The 16,809-nt window shown below is 69.8% G+C and carries 10 protein-coding genes; all 10 read left to right on the forward strand.

Annotation, left to right across the window (positions count from 1 at the left end):
• The first annotated feature begins 38 nt into the window (after positions 1 to 38).
• The 10 genes from BN3794_RS05060 to BN3794_RS05105 all read left to right on the forward strand — a co-directional run bounded on the left by BN3794_RS05060 (position 39) and on the right by BN3794_RS05105 (position 16,781).
• A complete protein-coding gene (locus tag BN3794_RS05060; protein ID WP_066094280.1) occupies positions 39 to 1,322 on the forward strand; it encodes a dicarboxylate/amino acid:cation symporter in 1,284 nt (427 codons plus the stop codon).
• Positions 1,322 to 1,879, forward strand: coding sequence for a hypothetical protein (locus BN3794_RS05065; RefSeq protein WP_066094283.1), 558 nt, complete (start codon positions 1,322 to 1,324; stop codon positions 1,877 to 1,879). Before BN3794_RS05060 ends, BN3794_RS05065 begins: the two co-directional genes overlap by 1 nt.
• Before the next feature lie 95 nt (positions 1,880 to 1,974).
• On the forward strand, positions 1,975 to 3,978 hold the full coding sequence (tkt, locus tag BN3794_RS05070) for a transketolase (protein ID WP_066094285.1): 2,004 nt from the start codon (positions 1,975 to 1,977) through the stop codon (positions 3,976 to 3,978).
• 595 nt (positions 3,979 to 4,573) lie between these two features.
• Entirely contained in the window at positions 4,574 to 7,408 is a 2,835-nt protein-coding gene (locus tag BN3794_RS05075) for a TonB-dependent receptor plug domain-containing protein (protein ID WP_066094287.1), read from the forward strand.
• Between the two features lie 97 nt (positions 7,409 to 7,505).
• Entirely contained in the window at positions 7,506 to 9,368 is a 1,863-nt protein-coding gene (locus BN3794_RS05080) for a gamma-glutamyltransferase family protein (RefSeq protein WP_078059603.1), read from the forward strand.
• 73 nt (positions 9,369 to 9,441) lie between these two features.
• Positions 9,442 to 11,250: a gamma-glutamyltransferase gene (ggt, locus tag BN3794_RS05085; RefSeq protein ID WP_160330892.1), complete on the forward strand. Its 1,809-nt coding sequence runs from the start codon at positions 9,442 to 9,444 to the stop codon at positions 11,248 to 11,250.
• A gap of 55 nt (positions 11,251 to 11,305) precedes the next feature.
• Entirely contained in the window at positions 11,306 to 14,308 is a 3,003-nt protein-coding gene (locus BN3794_RS05090; RefSeq protein WP_066094297.1) for an amidohydrolase family protein, read from the forward strand.
• Between the two features lie 235 nt (positions 14,309 to 14,543).
• Positions 14,544 to 14,909 (forward strand): BlaI/MecI/CopY family transcriptional regulator, encoded by a 366-nt coding sequence (locus BN3794_RS05095; protein WP_066094300.1) that lies wholly within the window; start codon positions 14,544 to 14,546, stop codon positions 14,907 to 14,909.
• Positions 14,899 to 16,209 (forward strand): TonB family protein, encoded by a 1,311-nt coding sequence (locus BN3794_RS05100; protein ID WP_066094303.1) that lies wholly within the window; start codon positions 14,899 to 14,901, stop codon positions 16,207 to 16,209. Before BN3794_RS05095 ends, BN3794_RS05100 begins: the two co-directional genes overlap by 11 nt.
• 74 nt (positions 16,210 to 16,283) lie before the next feature.
• Positions 16,284 to 16,781 (forward strand): hypothetical protein, encoded by a 498-nt coding sequence (locus BN3794_RS05105; RefSeq protein WP_236493188.1) that lies wholly within the window; start codon positions 16,284 to 16,286, stop codon positions 16,779 to 16,781.
• Positions 16,782 to 16,809: the final 28 nt, after the last annotated feature.

Genomic DNA, 16,809 nt, shown 5'->3' on the forward strand with positions numbered 1-16,809 from the left:
TGTTAAGCTCGGCTTCACGCCCCCAAGCCGAGCCGCAGATGTCCGAGACCGTCGCGAAGAAGATCCCGCTGCACCTGAAGATGGCCATCGGCTTCGCCGCCGGGCTGCTGTTCGGGCTGGTCGTGCACGCCACCGCTGGTGCGGACGCGCCCTGGGTGCAATGGCTCACCCGCACCCTCACCCAGCCGGCCGGCACGCTGTTCCTGCGGCTGATCTTCATGCTGGTGATCCCGCTGCTGTTCTCGGCGCTGGTGGTCGGCGTGGCCGAGATGGGCGACATCCGCGCGCTGGGCCGCATCGGCTGGCGCACGCTGGGCTATACGGTGCTGGTCTCGGGCATCGCGGTCGTGATCGGCCTGGTGCTGGTGAACTGGCTGCGCCCCGGCGCCGGCGTGGATCCGGCCGCCGCCCAGCAGATGCTCGCCGCCGGTGCCGAGCGCGCCCACGCGATCATCGGCGCCAACCAGGGCAACGGCACGCCCAGCGGCGTGTCCATGCTGCTGTCGATCGTGCCCGACAACGTGTTCGCGGCGGCCAGCAACAACGAGATCCTGGCGGTGATGTTCTTCGCGCTGATGGTGGGCATCGGCCTGGTGCTGACCAACACCGACAGCACCGGCACCTTCAAGCGCGCCGTCGAGGGCCTGTTCGAGATCTCGATGACGCTGATCGGGCTGGTGATCCGGCTGGCGCCCTACGCGGTGTTCTGCTTCATGTTCAACCTGGCCGCGCTGTTCGGCTGGGAGCTGCTGATCAAGCTCGGCGCCTACGTGGGCGTGGTGGTGCTGGCACTGGCCCTGCACATGTTCGTGGTCTATTCGCTGGCCGTGCGCTGGGCCGGCTGGTCGCCGCTGGACTGGTTCCGCAAGGTGCAGGAGGTGATGGTGATGGCCTTCTCCACCGCCTCCAGCAACGCCACCCTGCCGACCTCGCTGCGCGTGGCCGACGAGAACCTGCACCTGCCCAGCAAGGTCTCGCGCTTCGTGCTCACGGTCGGGGCGACCGCCAACCAGAACGGCACCGCGCTGTTCGAGGGCGTGACCGTGCTGTTCCTGGCGCAGTTCTTCGGCGTGGAACTGGATATCGGCCAGCAGTTCATGGTGATGTTCGTGTGCATCCTCGGCGGCATCGGCACCGCCGGCGTGCCGGCCGGCTCGCTGCCGGTGGTGGCGCTGATCTGCGCGATGGTCGGGGTGCCGGCCGAGGGCATCGGCATCATCCTCGGCGTGGACCGCTTCCTGGACATGTGCCGCACCACGCTCAACGTCACCGGCGACCTGGTGCTGGCCACGCTGGTGTCCAAGGGCGAGGACGAGGGCTGATGCCCGGCCGGCCGGGAAGGGCCCGGCCGCAGGTCGCGACCGATACCGTCTCCCCGCGCGGCTACGGCGTGCGCGTCGGTCATCCGGTGTTCGTCCTGCTCTGCCTGGGCACGCTCGTGCTGTGGACGCTGGCGTCGGCCGGGCCGGTGCGCGGCAGTGCCGCGTGCGTGGCGGCCACGGTGACGATGGTGGTGGCGGCCTTCGCCCTGCTGTTCTCGCTGCGCCTGGAGGTCGGGGCCCTGGCGCTGCGCTACCGCTGCGGGCTGGCCTGGCACGCGATGGCCCATGCGCAGATGGAGCGGGCCTCCATCGGCGTGCAGCGCTCCACGCGCTCGCCGCAGGGCGTGGCGTTGTTCTCGGTGCACGGCCGCGACGGCAGCCGCTTCGAGATCCCGCTTAAGATGTTCGCGATCGCGGCGGCGGCCACGCTGTTCGAGCGCCTGGAGCGCAACCGCGTGGCGCTGATCGTCGAGGACGCCTGGGCGGCGCGGCGCATGGCGCAGGCCATCGACGACGAACGGGCGCGGCGGCGCCGGCGCGGGGCGACGTTCGGCTGAACGGCGCCCGTGCCGTGTCCGCCCCGGACGAGTGTGGGAAACTAGCGGACTCAGGCGCGTCCTGCGCCGTCCGCCGCCACTGCCCGCCGAGTCCCATGTCCGCTCCCACCCGCCGCCAGCTCGCCAACGCCATCCGCTTCCTCGCCGCCGATGCGGTGCAGGCCGCCAATTCCGGTCATCCCGGCATGCCCATGGGCATGGCCGACATCGCCGAAGTGCTGTGGAACGACTTCCTCAGCCACAATCCCAACGACCCGCACTGGGCCAACCGCGACCGCTTCGTGCTCTCCAACGGCCACGGCTCGATGCTGCAGTACGCGCTGCTGCACCTGTCCGGCTATGCCCTGTCGCTGGACGACCTGAAGCACTTCCGCCAGTTGCACAGCAAGACGCCGGGCCATCCCGAGCGCCGCGACACGCCCGGGGTGGAGACCACCACCGGCCCGCTCGGCCAGGGCCTGGCCAACGCGGTCGGTTTCGCGCTGGCCGAGAAGTTGCTGGCGCGTCGCTACAACCGCCCCGAGTACGACGTGGTCAACCACCGCACCTGGGTGTTCCTGGGCGATGGCTGCCTGATGGAAGGCATCTCCCACGAGGCGGCCTCGCTGGCCGGCACCTGGGGCCTGGGCAAGCTGACCTGCTTCTGGGACGACAACCACATCTCCATCGACGGCGACACCGCCGGCTGGTTCACCGACAACACCCCGGAGCGCTTCGAGGCCTACGGCTGGCAGGTGATCCGCGGGGTCGACGGCCACGATGCCGAGGCGATCAAGGCCGCCATCGAGACGGCGATCGCCGAGGAGGACCGGCCGACGCTGGTGTGCTGCCGCACCACCATCGGCTTCGGTTCGCCGAACAAGGCGGGCAAGGAGTCCAGCCACGGTGCGCCGCTGGGTGCGGACGAGCTGGCCGCCACCCGCAAGGCCTTGGACTGGCCCTACGGCCCGTTCGAGATCCCGCAGGCCATCTACGACGGCTGGCGCGCCAACGGCGCCGGCACGCTGCGCCAGGCCGAATGGGAGCGCCTGTACGAGAAGTACGCGCACCACTATCCGGAGCTGGCCGGCGAGCTTGCCCGCCGCCTGCGCGACGAACTGCCCGAGGACTTCGCCGACCGCGCCGACGCGGTCATCGCCCAGGTGCAGCTGGACGGCCCGTCGATCGCCTCGCGCAAGGCCTCGCAGAACGCCATCGGCGCCTTCGCCCCGCTGCTGCCCGAGCTGATCGGCGGCTCGGCCGACCTGGCCCATTCCAACCTCACCACCTGGAAGGGCGCCGAATCGGTCACCGGCGACGACGGCGCCGCCAACTACGTGCACTACGGCGTGCGCGAGTTCGGCATGAGCGCCATCGCCAACGGCCTGGCGCTGCACGGCGGTTTCCTGCCGTTCGACGCCACCTTCCTGGTGTTCTCCGACTACGCCCGCAACGCGGTGCGCATGAGCGCGCTGATCCCGGCCCATGCGATCCACGTCTACACCCACGACTCGATCGGCCTGGGCGAGGACGGCCCGACCCACCAGCCGGTCGAGCACCTGGCCAGCCTGCGCTACATCCCCAACAACGACGTCTGGCGCCCGTGCGACGCGGTCGAATCGACGGTGGCGTGGAAGGCGGCGATCATGCGCGGCGAAGGTCCCAGCTGCCTGGTGTTCTCGCGCCAGACCCTGCCGCACCAGGCGCGCAGCGAAGGCCAGGTCAAGGCCATCGAGCGCGGCGGCTACGTGCTCGCCGAAGCCGAGGGCGGTGCGCCGCAGGTGATCCTGATCGCCACCGGCTCGGAAGTCGGCCTGGCGATGCAGGCACGGCAGACGCTGCAGGACGAAGGCATCGCCACGCGCGTGGTGTCGATGCCGTCCACCGACGTGTTCGACCGCCAGGACGCGGCCTACCGCGAATCGGTGCTGCCGGCGGCGGTGCGCAAGCGCGTGGCGGTGGAGGCGGGCGTGACCGATTTCTGGCGCAAGTACGTGGGCCTGGACGGCGCGGTGGTCGGCATCGACACCTTCGGCGCTTCCGCTCCGGCCGAACAGCTGTTCGCCTATTTCGGCATCACCGCCGCGCACGTGGTGAAGGCGGCCAGGGAATTGAGCTGACAGTTCCGTAATGATCCGGTGTCCAGCCGGATCGTTTTTCCGATCGGCCACCCGTTGATCCGGGTGGCCGATTCTTTATAGATCCCGTGGATTCCTGCCACGTGCCCGACGGACATTCCGTCCGGGCATCCCACCCCCGACCAGGCCTCCGCCTACCCACGGATTTCAGGCCTACCCGTGTTCTCGCGTCATCGGTCCCCCTCGGGACGTAGTCTCAAATGCACGCCATCCGGATTTTCCCGGATGGCTGGGTGATGCCGGGACAGGCATTTGGGATTGCATGGCAGTTGGCCGTGTCGCGCTCCGCAATGGAGCCGCGGGCCCGCCATATTTCGGGGACTCCAGACTCATGAGCAAGCATTGCTGTGCTTCTAGTAGCACTCGTCTGATCGATCGAGGTGGTTTCTGTTCTCCCAAGGCCCTGTCGCTGGCCCTGGCCGGAATACTCCATTCGGTATGCGCTTATGCGGATACGAACACGGGGGCCGATCCGGCATCGGCCGGCCCCGGCCTGCAGACAGCCGATACGCAAACGCAAGCGCCGGCGACCGGCGAGGCGCACAAGGGCAGCGGTTCCGCCAAGCAGCTGGACACGGTGTCCGTCGTCGGTTCGCAGATCGCCGGAGGCGGCGCGCAGGCCGCGGTGCCGGTCATCTCGCTGGACAGCGAACAGGTGGCGGCCACGGGAGCCACGGACGGCAACGAGTTGATCCGCAGCCTGCCGCAGATGGGCGACGTGACGTGGAACCCGACCTGGCTCGGCGGCGGCAACAGCAACGCGGCGCGCGGCGACATCGGCTCGATCAGCCTGCGCAGCATCGGCGCCTCCAATACCCTGTTGCTGATCAACGGCCGTCGCAGCGTCATCCATCCCACCACCGCCACGGTGGACGGCGCCATCTCCACCACCACCTACAACTCCAATGCCATTCCGATGTTCGGCCTGGAGCGCATGGACATGCTGCTCGACGGCGCCGCGGCCATCTACGGCTCGGACGCCATCGCGGGCGTGGTGAACATCGTCACCCGCCAGAACCTGCCGGACGGTGGCGGCGTGCAGTTCGAATACGGCACCGTGTCCGGCAGCCATCGCGAGGATTTCCAGCTCAACGGCTATTTCGGACACGATTTCGCCGAGGGCCGCGGCAACATCTCGGTGATGTATGGCCTCACCCACCGCACGGCGCAATACAACAGCGACCAGTGGTACACGGCCACATCCGGGCGTACCCGGCGGGCCGACGGATCCCTCGTCCCCGGAGGCACCGACAGCGGCCTGAGCACGACGACGCCCTACGGCCGCCTGGAGCGGTTCATCGACGGCACCAAGACGGGATCGGCCTACTACACCATCGGCGCGGACGGCAGCGTCGTGACCGGCGCGACGCCCGCGGTGCTCGCCGATCCGAACGCCGTGCCGGGCGTGACCCTGTCGCCGGCCATCGACCGCGGCAGCTTCTTCAGCAACATGCGCTTCGACCTGACCGACAGCGTCCAGCTGTTCGGCGAACTCGCCTATTACCAGGCGCGATCCGAGTCGCGGATCGGGTATGCGACCACCAGCACGACCCAGCCGACCTACATCGATGCCTCGGTCGATACCGTGCCCGCCGGGCTGGCGGCGGGATCCGACGCCATCCGGATCTCCAATTACCTCTTCGCCGATGCCGGCACCCGTCCGGTGCGCGTGGACAACTACCAGGCCCGGGCCCTGCTCGGCCTGCGCGGGTGGACGGACAACGGCTGGAACTGGGAATCGGCGCTGCTGTGGTCCAAGTCGCATGCCGACGACGACATGGTCGGCGTGGACGTGACCAAGTTCGTCGATGCGGTCAACAGCGGTGCCTACAATCCGTTCAACGGCGGCGGCACGAGCACCGGCGACACCACGCCCAGCGACGCGTCCAGTTTCATGGTGCACACCCACCGGCGCGACACGGCGGAACTGGCGCTGTGGGACTTCAAGATCAATCGGCCCGACCTGGTGTCCTGGTATGCCGGCGAGATCGGCATGGCCGCCGGCGTGGAATACCGCTACGAATCGCTCCGGGACAACCGCGACCCGATCATCGACGGCACCTACACGTACACCGACTGGTATACCGGCACCGTGTACGACAGCAACTTCTTCGGCCACAGCTCCACCCCCGATTCCTACGGCAGCCGCAACGTGCAGTCGGCCTTCGTGGAACTGGCGGTACCGCTGGTATCCGACCAGCAGAACATCCCGCTGGTGAAGTCCCTGGACCTGCAGGTGGCCGGCCGCTACGACAACTACAACGACGTGGGCGATGTCGCCAAGCCCAAGTTCGCCCTGGCCTGGAAGATGTTCGACAGCCTGCTGCTGCGGGGTTCGGTATCCGAGGGGTTCAAGGCGCCGAACCTGGAACTGGTGAACTCCTCGGTGCTGTACCGGTTCAACAGCTACGACGACGCGGTGCGCTGCTCCGCGCTGGTGGCCAAGGGCGCCTATTCCAACTATCTCGCCTGCGATTCGGCCAACACGTTGCCCGGCACGGGCGTGAGCCAGACCTATTCCATCCGTTCGGTCCGCTCCGGCAACCAGAACCTCAAGCCCGAGTTGTCCAAGAACTATTCCTACGGCTTCGTGTTCGAGCCGACGTTCATCCCCGAGCGGTTCGGCAAGTTCACCTTCGGCATGGACTGGTGGCGGATCAAGATCGAGAACCCGATCGGGATGCTCAACGACCAGAACGCGCTGTACTACGACGCCTACCTACGGGTGGTGGAGGGCACGTCCAATCCGAACGTGGTGAGGTTCGCGCCGAGCCAGGCCGACATCGATCAGTTCGCCGGATCGGGCCTGGCGCCGGTAGGCGAGGTGGACTACGTCACCGCCACCTACACCAACATGAACCCGATCAATGCCAAGGGCATCGATTACAACCTCGGCTGGCGCCTGCAGAACACCCGGTGGGGCGACTTCTCGCTGACCGTCAATGCCGCGCAGCTGAAGAGCTATTCGCAGGATCCCACCAACGAGGAGGCGGCGGTCCAGTCCGCGATCGATGCCGGGCTGCTGAATCTGATGATCTCGGCGATCGGTGCCAAGAATCTCGTCGGGATGTACAGCAACAACGTCGGGGTCAAGCCGGAATGGCGGGCGACCGCCACCCTGGTGTGGAAGTACGACGACTGGACGGTGCGGGTGCGCGACCAGTACATCGACAGCGTCGTGTATGGCCTGTACGCCGACGGCAGCGACTTCGTGGTGCCCTCGACCCAGCGGTGGAACCTGTCGGTCAAGCGCGATTTCTCCAAGGATTTCCTGAAGGGATTCTCGGTGGAGGTCGGCGCGCGCAACCTGTTCGACAAGGATCCGCCCCTCAACTCGAGCGGCGATTACCTGGCCAGCCTCTACGAGCCGTACGGGGCCTATTACTACGTCACGCTCCAGAAGACCTGGTGATCGAAGGTGGGCGATGCCCGCCGGGTCCCCCCTCCGGTGCAGCCGGAGGGAGGCACGCGGCGGGCGTCCTGGGTGAACACGTCAGGAGTCAATCGGCATGGGTATCGGGAAACTGAAAAAGGGGATGTTGCCGCTGCTGGCGATGTCGGCACTGGCGCTCGCCCCATTGGCCGGCGCGCAGCGGGCCGCTCCGCCGCCGCTGGATTTCCCCGAGCAGGTGCGGGCCGGCGCGGAGGACACGTCCGAAGCCACCATGTTCCCGCAGGTGCGCACCGTCCACGCGATGGTCGCCGGCGGCAACAATTTCGTGACCGAGGCCGGACTGCGCATGCTGCGCGCCGGCGGCAACGCCGTGGATGCCGGCGTGGCGGCGACATTGGCGGCCGCGGTGACGGAGGAGGACCACTTCAGCATGGGCGGGGAAATGCCCGTGCTGATCAAGCTCAAGGGCCGGCCCACGACGGTGATTTCGGGCGTGGGCACGGCGCCGGCATTGGCGACCGTCGATTTCTATACCCATCGCCCGCTGCTGCCGTGGGAGCATGCCGACAGGAAGCCGCCGATCCCGTCGCAGGGCATCCTGGCCACGACCACGCCCGGCATGGTCGATGGCGTCCTGCTGGCCCTGCGCCAGTACGGCACCATGAGCTTCGCCGAGGTCGCCGCGCCTGCGATCGAGCTGGCGGGCGCGTTCCCGACCACCGAGATACTGGCTTCCACGCTCGCACGCGATGCCCCCATGCTGCGCCGCTGGCCGGCATCGGTGTCCTATTTCTTCCAGAAGGACGGGAACCTGCCGAAGGCGGGCGACATCTTCCGCCAGCCGCAGCTGGTCGCCACGCTTCGCGCCATGGCCGAGGCGGAAAGGACCGCGGGCGGGAGCCGGGAGAAGCGGATAGATGCCGTCCGCGACTACTTCTATCGCGGGCCGGTCGCCCGGAAGATCGGCGAGTTCTCCGAGCACAACGGCGGCCTGGTGCGCTATGAGGACATCGCCGCGTTCAAGGCGGAGGTCGACCGGCCGCGCGGCACCACCTTCCACGGCTACGAGATACTCAAGCCCGGGTTCTGGACCCAGGGCCCGGTCATGCTCGAAGCCCTCAACCTGCTGGAAGGCTACGACCTGAAGGCGATGGGCCACAATTCGCCCCAGTACCTGCACACGCTGGCGGAAGCGGCGAAGCTGGCCTTCGCCGATCGTGACAAGTACTACGGCGATCCCCACTTCGCGCGCATTCCCGAGGCCGAGTTGCTGTCCAAGCAGTACGCCGCCTCGCGTCGCGCGCTGATCGATCCGGACAAGGCCTCGCTGCGCTCGCAGCCGGGCGACATCCCGGGCTACGGAGGCCCCCTGCCGGGCGAGGACCTGGGGCATGTCGACGTCAAGGACACGACCTGCGTGGCGGTGGTGGATGCGGCGGGCAACGTGTTTTCGGCCACGCCGAGCGGGGCCTGGTCGCCGATGGTGATGGCCGGGGACACCGGCATCGCCTTCGGCAGCCGGCTTCAGTCCTTCGTGGTGCAGGCCGGCCATCCCAACGTGCTGGAGAAGGGCAAGCGGCCTCGCGTCACCCTGAGCCCGACCCTGATCCTCAAGGACGGAGAGCCGGTGTTCGCGGTCACCACGCCGGGCGGGGACAACCAGGACCAGGCCATGCTGCAGGTGATCCTCAACATGATCGTGTTCGGGATGACGCCGCAACAGGCGGTGGAGGCGCCGCGCTTCCAGACCAACGCGCTGTATGCCTCCTTCGGCACCCACGACTACAAGGCGGGCGACATGAGCCTGGAGAACCGGATTCCCGAGGAGGTCGCCCGGGCCCTGCAGGCCAAGGGACACGTGGTGACCGTGCGCGGGCCGTGGAGCAATGCCTCGGCACCGGTGGTGATCAAGCTGGCGGGCGATCACCTGGAAGGGGGCGCGGATCCGCGAAGGGGGCGTTTCGTCGATGGATATTGAGGGCGCGCACATGTCGAATCGGCCGGCATCCCGGGCCGTGGCCCGCATCGGCAGGCGGGCCTGGACGGCCGCGATGCTGGTGTGCTCGTGCATCGCCCTGCTTCCCTGGGCGGGCCAGGCCCAGGACACCGGGGACTCGGCGTCCCATGCCGGGCTGTCCTCCTACCGGCCTCCGGTGCCCGGCATCCACGGCCTGGTGACCAGCGCCAACCCGCTGGCCTCGGCGGCGGGCGCCCGCGTGCTGGCCGAGGGCGGCAACGCGGCCGATGCCGCGGTCGCGGTCGCCGCCACGCTCAACGTGGTCGAGCCGCAAAGCTCGGGCATCGGCGGCAACGGCTACCTCGTCTACTTCGACAAGGACAAGGGCCAGGTCCTCTCGCTGGCGATGCACGCCGCCGCGCCGCTGGCCGTCAAGCCGGGGAGCATGGGGGCGGCGCAGCGCGACTACGGCATGCTGGCGTCGATGCCGCCGGGGGTGATCGGCGGCCTGATCGACCTGCTGGACCGGCAGGGCACGATGAGCCTGGCACAGGTCATGGCGCCGGCCATCGACTACGCGCGCAACGGCCATCCCGCCAACCGCTCCCTGGTGGCGAGCATCCAGCACCAGCGGGCCCAGATCGAACGGTTCCCGACGACGGCAGCGGTGTTCCTGCCCGGCGGCCGGGTCCCGGAGGTCGGCGAGGTGTTCCGGCAGCCCGCCTACGCGGCGACGCTGCAGAAACTGGTCGATGCCGAGCAGCAGGTGCTGGCGGCGGGCAGATCGCGCCAGCAGGCGCTGAAGGCAGCCATGGACCGGTTCTACCGGGGCGACATCGCCGCGGAGATCGATGCCTTCTTCCGTCGCGAAGGCGGCCTGATCACCCGGCAGGACCTGGCCGACTACCGTCCCCGCTGGAGCGCGCCGCTGCACACCACCTACCGGGGCTACGACGTCTACGCCAACGGCGACAGCACGCGTGGCGGTATCGAGGTGCTGATGCAGCTCAACCTGATCGAGGGCTTCGACCTGCGCGCGTCGGGATTCCAGAGCGCACGGACGCTGCACCTGATCGCCGAGAGCATCAAGGTGGCCAAGGCCGACATCTACCGGTACGTCGGCGACCCGCGTTTCGTCGACGTTCCCTGGGACGGCCTGTTGTCCAAGGCGTACGCGGCGCAGCGGCGCGGCCTCATCTCGCCGGATCGTGCCATCGCCTATCCGCCGGCCGGCGATCCGCCGGACCGGTCCCGGGTCGCCATGGCCGTGCGGAACTCGCCGCGTCCGCTGCCGGAGGCCTACCCGGGCGATCCGGACACCACCAGCTTCTCGATCGTGGACGCGCACGGCAACACGGTGGTGTGCACGCCGACGGTGGGCGGCGGGTTCGGCGCTGGCGTGGTGGTCGGCGATACCGGCCTGCTGTTCAACAACGGCATGCGCCTGGGCTCCACCGCGCCCTACGCGGACAGCGTCAATGCGCTGGCGCCCGGCAAGGTGCCCCTGCTGAACAACTCGCCGATCATCGTCATGAAGGACGGGCGGCTGGTCCTGGCGATCGGCACGCCGGGCGGGGAGAGCATCGGCCAGACCCAGTTCCAGGGGATCGTCAACGTGCTCGACTTCGGCCTGGACATCCAGCAGGCGATCGAGGCCCCGCGCCTGCGCGTGGATGCGGAACCCAGTTTCTACAAGCCCGGCGCGGCGATCGAAGTCGCGCTCGAATCGCGATTCCCGGCGGCTGCGGTCCAGGGCCTGAAGGACCGGGGACACGCGGTGAAGATACTCGACGCCTTCACCCCGGGAGTGGGTGGCATGCAGGGCATCCTGGTGGATTCGGCGCACGGCACCTTGTCGGCGGGTGCCGATCCGCGGCGCGCGGGCTATGCCATCGGCTGGTGACCTTCGCCGGCGGGAAACGTCATTGCGATCCGATTTTCCATGGAGAGAGAACAGGATGAAGGCGACCAAGTCGTGGCTGAAGGATATCCGCGGTGCCGTCCTGGGCGCTTCCGTGGCGCTGGTACTGGCGCCGGCGGCAGCGGCAGCGGCGGTGGCGGTGGCGGAACCGATGCAGGCGCCAGCCGGGCGCGAGGTGGATATCCAGGTCCACCAGGGCACCTCGATGTCGGTGTCGGCATCGCCGGATGGCAAATGGCTGGCCGTGGACCTGCAGGGCAGCCTGTGGATCGTGCCCGCCGGCGGCGGGACCGCGCGCCGCATCACCGACCTGTTCAATGATGCCCGCCAGCCGGCCTGGTCGCCGGACGGCAAGCGGATCGCCTATTTCGCGTTCCGCGACGGTGGCTACGACCTGTGGACGATCGCGCCGGACGGCAGCGACCGACGCAAGCTGACCTGGGGGCCCTTCGACGACCGCGAGCCGGCATGGTCGCCCGATGGCCGCGCGATCGCGTTCGCGTCCGATCGCGGGACGCCGGGCCGGAGCAGCTACGGCATCTGGACCATCGACGTGGCGAGCGGCGAGGTGCGGCAGGTCACCCGCGGCAACGCCGAGAACCGCATGCCGTCGTGGTCGCCCGACGGCGGGCGCATCGCCTATTCGAGCACGCGGGACGGCGTGGCGGGATTGTGGGAGACGACCCTGGCCGACGGCGGCGAGCGGCAATTGCGCACGTCGCAGGGCGGTATCGACGCGCCGTCCTACAGCCCCCGGGGAGAGCTGGCCTACGTGGTCCAGGACCAGGGGCGCAGCTGGCTGGAAGTGGACGGCAAGCGCGTTACCGGCGAAGAAAACGTGTTCCCTTTCCGCGTGTCCTGGCGGCCGGCGGATGCGATGTACTACGTGGCCGACGGCCGCATCCATCGCCGCGCCGGCCGCGGCGATGACCGGGTGATCGCGTTCCAGGCGACCTTGCAGGCGCAGAAGCCCGAGTATGTCCATGCCAGGCGCGACTTCGATGCGCGCGCGCCGCGCCGGGCGCTCGGCATCGTGCGCCCGGCCCTGTCGCCGGACGGCAGGCAGGTGGCCTTCGTCGCCCTCGGCGACCTGTACCTGATGCCGGTCGGCGGCGCGCCGGAGAAGCTCACCGACGACCGCTACATGGAGGTCGATCCGGCCTGGTCGCCGGACGGCGGCAGGCTGGTGTATTCCTCCGACAAGGGCGGCAACCTGCAGCAGCTTTGGATCCGCGACCTGGCGACGGGCGAGGATCGCCAGCTCACCCGGATGGACACCCAGCCGCTGGAGGCGGTGTGGTCGCCGGATGGCAGGCGGATCGCCTTCATCGATGTCGACGGCATGTGGGGCGTGGCCGGGTTGTGCGTGGTCGAGGTGGACACCGGGGCCGTCACGCGCCTGCAGCCCTCGCTCGGACAGCCCGGCAGGCCGAGCTGGTCCGCGGACAGCAAGCGGATTGCGCTGTCGTTGTCGTTGCCGTATTCCAAGAGTTTCCGCGAAGGCACCAACCAGGTGTTCGTGATCGAGGCCGACGGCAGCGGGGAATCGGCCTGGCATGTGCCGGTGCCCAACCTGTCCATCGATACCCGCGGCGGCGCGGGACCGGTCTGGTCGCCGGACGGGACCAAGATGGCGGCGATCTACGAAGGCGAGCTGCGGGTATGGCCGGTCTCCCCGAAGGGCGAGCCGCTGGGACCGCCGCGCAGCGTGACCGGCGAGATGGCCCATTCGCCGAGCTGGGCGGCGGATTCCAGGACGCTGCTGTTCCAGTCCAACGACACGCTCAAGACCGTGGACATCGAGACCGGCAGGATCACGCCGGTGCCCCTGGACCTGGACTACACCCTGGCTATCCCCGGGGGACGCGTCGTGGTCCATGCCGGTCATGCGTTCGACGGGCGCCACGACCGGCTGCTCGACGACGTGGACATCGTGGTGGACGGCAACCGCATCAGCTGGATCGGCCCGCACGACCCGGCGCGCCACCAGGGCGCGTCCCGCGTCGTCGAGGCCCCGCAGTTGACTGCCATGCCGGGCCTGATCGAATTCCACGCCCACCCGATGCGCGACCTGGGCGAGGCCATGCACCGCGGCTGGCTGGCCTGGGGCGTGACCACGGTGCGCAACCCGGGCGACCAGCCGTACCACGGCGTGGAGGACCGCGAGGCCAGCGAAGCCAGCGTGCGCATCGGCCCGCGCATGTACGCCACCGGCCACCTGCTGGAATGGCAGCGGGTCTACTACAAGATGGGCACCGCCCTGTCGGGTCCGGCACACCTGGAAAAGGAGCTGGCGCGCTCCAAGGCGCTGAAGTACGACCTGCTCAAGAGCTACGTGCGCCTGCCGGACCTGCAGCAGCAGCGCCTGGTGCAGTTCGCGCACGAGGAGATGGGCGTGCCGGTGACGACCCACGAGATCTATCCGGCGGCCTTCGTCGGCGTGGACAACACCGAGCACATGGGCGCGACCAGCCGGCGCGGCTATTCGCCCAAGCAGGCCTCGCTCGGGCGCGTCTACGAGGACGTGGTGGACCTGTTCGGGAAAACGGAACGGCCGCTGACCCCGACCAACTTCGGCGCGCTGGCGGGCTTCCTGCAGAAGCATCCGCAATTGCGCGAGGATCCGCGCATCGGCCTCTACCCGCACTGGGCACAGGAAGGCATCCGCAGGACCGCCGCGGTGCCGGCCCGGTTCAAGGACACGATGGCCGGCACGGCGCAGGGGATCAAGGCGATCTTCGATGCCGGCGGGCGCATCGCGGCCGGCACCGACACCCCGATCGCGATCAATCTGCATGCCGAGATCGCCTCCTACGTGGATGCCGGCCTGACCCCGTTCCAGGCGTTGCAGTCGGCCACCGCCGTCCCGGCCGAATTGCTGGGCCTGGACGCGGGCACGCTGGAAGCCGGGCGGCTGGCCGACATCGTGCTCGTGGAAGGCAACCCGTTGCAGGACATCAGCGCCACCACCCAGGTGCGTACCGTGGTTTCCAACGGGCGCGTATTCGACCGGGAGTGGTTGCTGCACCCGGAGGAGTGACGGTCCGGCCGGGGGGCCGGCGGCGCCGGACCGGTAGGCGCCGCCGGCTGCGTGCAAGGCCCGGGCCGCTCTCGAACCGGGCGGGGTGGGGCGCCACGTCCGCCGGGACGCTCCTCGAGTTCATCGCCTGCCGCCTGCCGCCGGGCACCGGGTATGCACGCGCACGGCACGGACCGCTTGACCCCGGCTTGCGTTTACGGGTGTAATCGAGTCGTTCCGATTACGGGTGTAAACGATGGAAGTGACCGAGGCCGAAGCCCAGGTGATGGCGGTGCTGTGGCAGGCGCACCCGCGAGGTGCCGACGAGATCGTCCAGGCGCTGGCCGGGACCGGCTGGGCGCCCGCCACCGTGAAGACGCTGCTCAACCGGCTGCTCACCAAGGGCGCCATCCGCGCGACCCGGGACGGGCGGCGCTATCTCTATTCGCCGGTGCTGGTACGCGAGGAGTGGCTGGGCCAGCAGAGCGAGGGACTGGTGGACCGTCTGTTCGGTGGGCGGGTGGCGCCGCTGGTGGCGCACTTCGGCGAGCGCGGCCGGCTCTCGCGCGAGGACATCGCCGAGTTGCGGCGGTTGCTCGAGGAACTCGACGATGGGCATTGAAGCCGCCTGCGCCGCGCTGGTCCGGGTGCTGCTCGCCAGCGGCGTGGCCGCCCCGCTGGCCTGGGCGGCGAGCAGCGGGTTGCGCGGACGTTGCGGGCCACGGGCGGCCTACCTGGCGTGGGCCTGCGTGCCCGCGGCCGTGGCCGGCGCGTTGCTGCCGCCCGCCGGTATCGATGGGCCGGCGGCGGTATCGCTGGCACGGATCGACCTGGGAATGTGGGAACCCGATGGCACCGGCGCGGCGACCGGGTGGCCGTCGTTCCTGCTGCTGGCCTGGCTGGGCGGCGCACTGGCCTGCGCGGGCCTGCTGGCCTGGCGCCAGTACCGCTTCCAGCGCGCATTGGGGCCGCTGCATGCGCTGGGTGGGCGGCTCTTCCGCGCCGCCGCGGCGACGGCGGGCCTGCCGGCGGCCATCGGCCTGTTGCGCCCGCGCATCGTGGTGCCGGCCGATTTCGCCATCCGCTACTCACCGGCCGAGCGGCACCTGGTGCTGGCCCACGAACGGGCCCACCTGCAGCGCGGCGACCTGTGGGCCCACGCGCTGGCGGCGCTGCTGCTCTGCCTGCACTGGTTCAACCCGTTGATGCACGCGGCCATGCGGCGTTTCCGCCGCGACCAGGAGCTGGCCTGCGATGCGCTCGTCATCGCCCGCCTGCGGTGTACGCCGCGCGCCTATGGCGCGGCATTGCTCAAGGCCGCCTCGATCGTGCCGGAGTACCTGCCGGTGGCCTGCCACTGGACCTGCCCGCATCCGTTGAAGGAGCGCCTCGCCATGTTGAAGCACCGCCCGCCGTCTCCGCGCCGCCTGCGGGCGGCACGCCTGTTCGCCGCCGGCCTGGCCGCCACCTTCGGTTGCGCCACCTGGGCCCAGCAGCCGGCCGCCCCGGGCCACGCTGCCGCGGCGGCAACGCCGGCCACCGTTGATGAGTCCGACAAGGCGCTCAAGCCGCCGCGCTATCCGAAGCAGGCGGTGGAACAGGGCATCAGTGGCGAGGTGGTGGTGCTGGTCGACATCGATGCACGGGGACGGCCGACGGCCTGGCAGGTGGAGACCAGCCGGCCGCAGGGCGTGTTCGACGCCGCGGTGCTGGACGCCGCGCGTGGCTGGCGGTTCGTCCCGGCGCGACGGCACGGCAAGCCGGTGGCCGGACGGGTGCGGGTGCCGGTGACCTTCGAGGCCGAGGGGGACGCATCCGCGCCGGCCCACGCCGGCGGCCTGGCGTGGAACGGGCCGTCCGGGTGCCGGCCGGGCGCCGCTTCCGCCGGCGCTGCGGACGCTTGCGCCGGTGCGATCCGGTGAGGGCGATGGGCCGGGCAACGCGGGCCGCGGGTCTCGCGGTCCTGCTGGCGGGGTGCGCACACGCGCCGGTGCCGGTGGAGACCAGCGACCGCCATGTCGAGCAGCGCCTGCTGGCGCCGGGCAGTGGCGAGGGTGCGGCGTCCGTCGAGCCCTACGAACCGCGGCCCGGCTCGGCATTCCGGATGCCGGTGCTGCTGCAGGGCACGGAACCGTCGCTTGCCGGCGACGGACTGCGCCGCGAGCTGGCGCCGACCACGGTCTGCGCGCGCGTGGCCATCGATGCGCAGGGGCAGGTACTGTGGGTCCGGCCGCTGGACGATCGCGCCGGCTGCGAAGCCGGCGCGGACCCGGCCCATGCCGACCTGGTGGCGGCGACGCTGGCCGCGGTGGCCGGCTGGCGTTACCGGCCGGCCGCCTGGTGCCGCTATCCGGACGGGCAGGCGGTGCCGCCCGATCCCGGCGATTGCGCCGACGCGCTCGCCACGGAACCGGTGCCGGTGACGCTGGAGTACGCCTTCACCTTCGAGATCCGCCACGGCACGGTACGGGTGCGCCGGCGCGGAGGCGGCTGACGGTCCGGCGCCCGCCGCGGCGGGGGAG

Origin of the sequence: Xanthomonas massiliensis (assembly GCF_900018785.1) — a bacterium.
Classification (GTDB): Bacteria; Pseudomonadota; Gammaproteobacteria; order Xanthomonadales; family Xanthomonadaceae; genus Xanthomonas_B; species Xanthomonas_B massiliensis.

What these genes read in the sequence shown, in the direction of transcription:
- BN3794_RS05060 (WP_066094280.1), top strand. Translation starts at nt 39, where the DNA reads ATGTCCGAGACCGTCGCGAAGAAGATCCCGCTGCACCTGAAGATGGCC.
- BN3794_RS05065 (WP_066094283.1), top strand. Translation starts at nt 1,322, where the DNA reads ATGCCCGGCCGGCCGGGAAGGGCCCGGCCGCAGGTCGCGACCGATACC.
- tkt (WP_066094285.1), top strand. Translation starts at nt 1,975, where the DNA reads ATGTCCGCTCCCACCCGCCGCCAGCTCGCCAACGCCATCCGCTTCCTC.
- BN3794_RS05080 (WP_078059603.1), top strand. Translation starts at nt 7,506, where the DNA reads ATGGGTATCGGGAAACTGAAAAAGGGGATGTTGCCGCTGCTGGCGATG.
- ggt (WP_160330892.1), top strand. Translation starts at nt 9,442, where the DNA reads ATGCTGGTGTGCTCGTGCATCGCCCTGCTTCCCTGGGCGGGCCAGGCC.
- BN3794_RS05090 (WP_066094297.1), top strand. Translation starts at nt 11,306, where the DNA reads ATGAAGGCGACCAAGTCGTGGCTGAAGGATATCCGCGGTGCCGTCCTG.
- BN3794_RS05095 (WP_066094300.1), top strand. Translation starts at nt 14,544, where the DNA reads ATGGAAGTGACCGAGGCCGAAGCCCAGGTGATGGCGGTGCTGTGGCAG.
- BN3794_RS05100 (WP_066094303.1), top strand. Translation starts at nt 14,899, where the DNA reads ATGGGCATTGAAGCCGCCTGCGCCGCGCTGGTCCGGGTGCTGCTCGCC.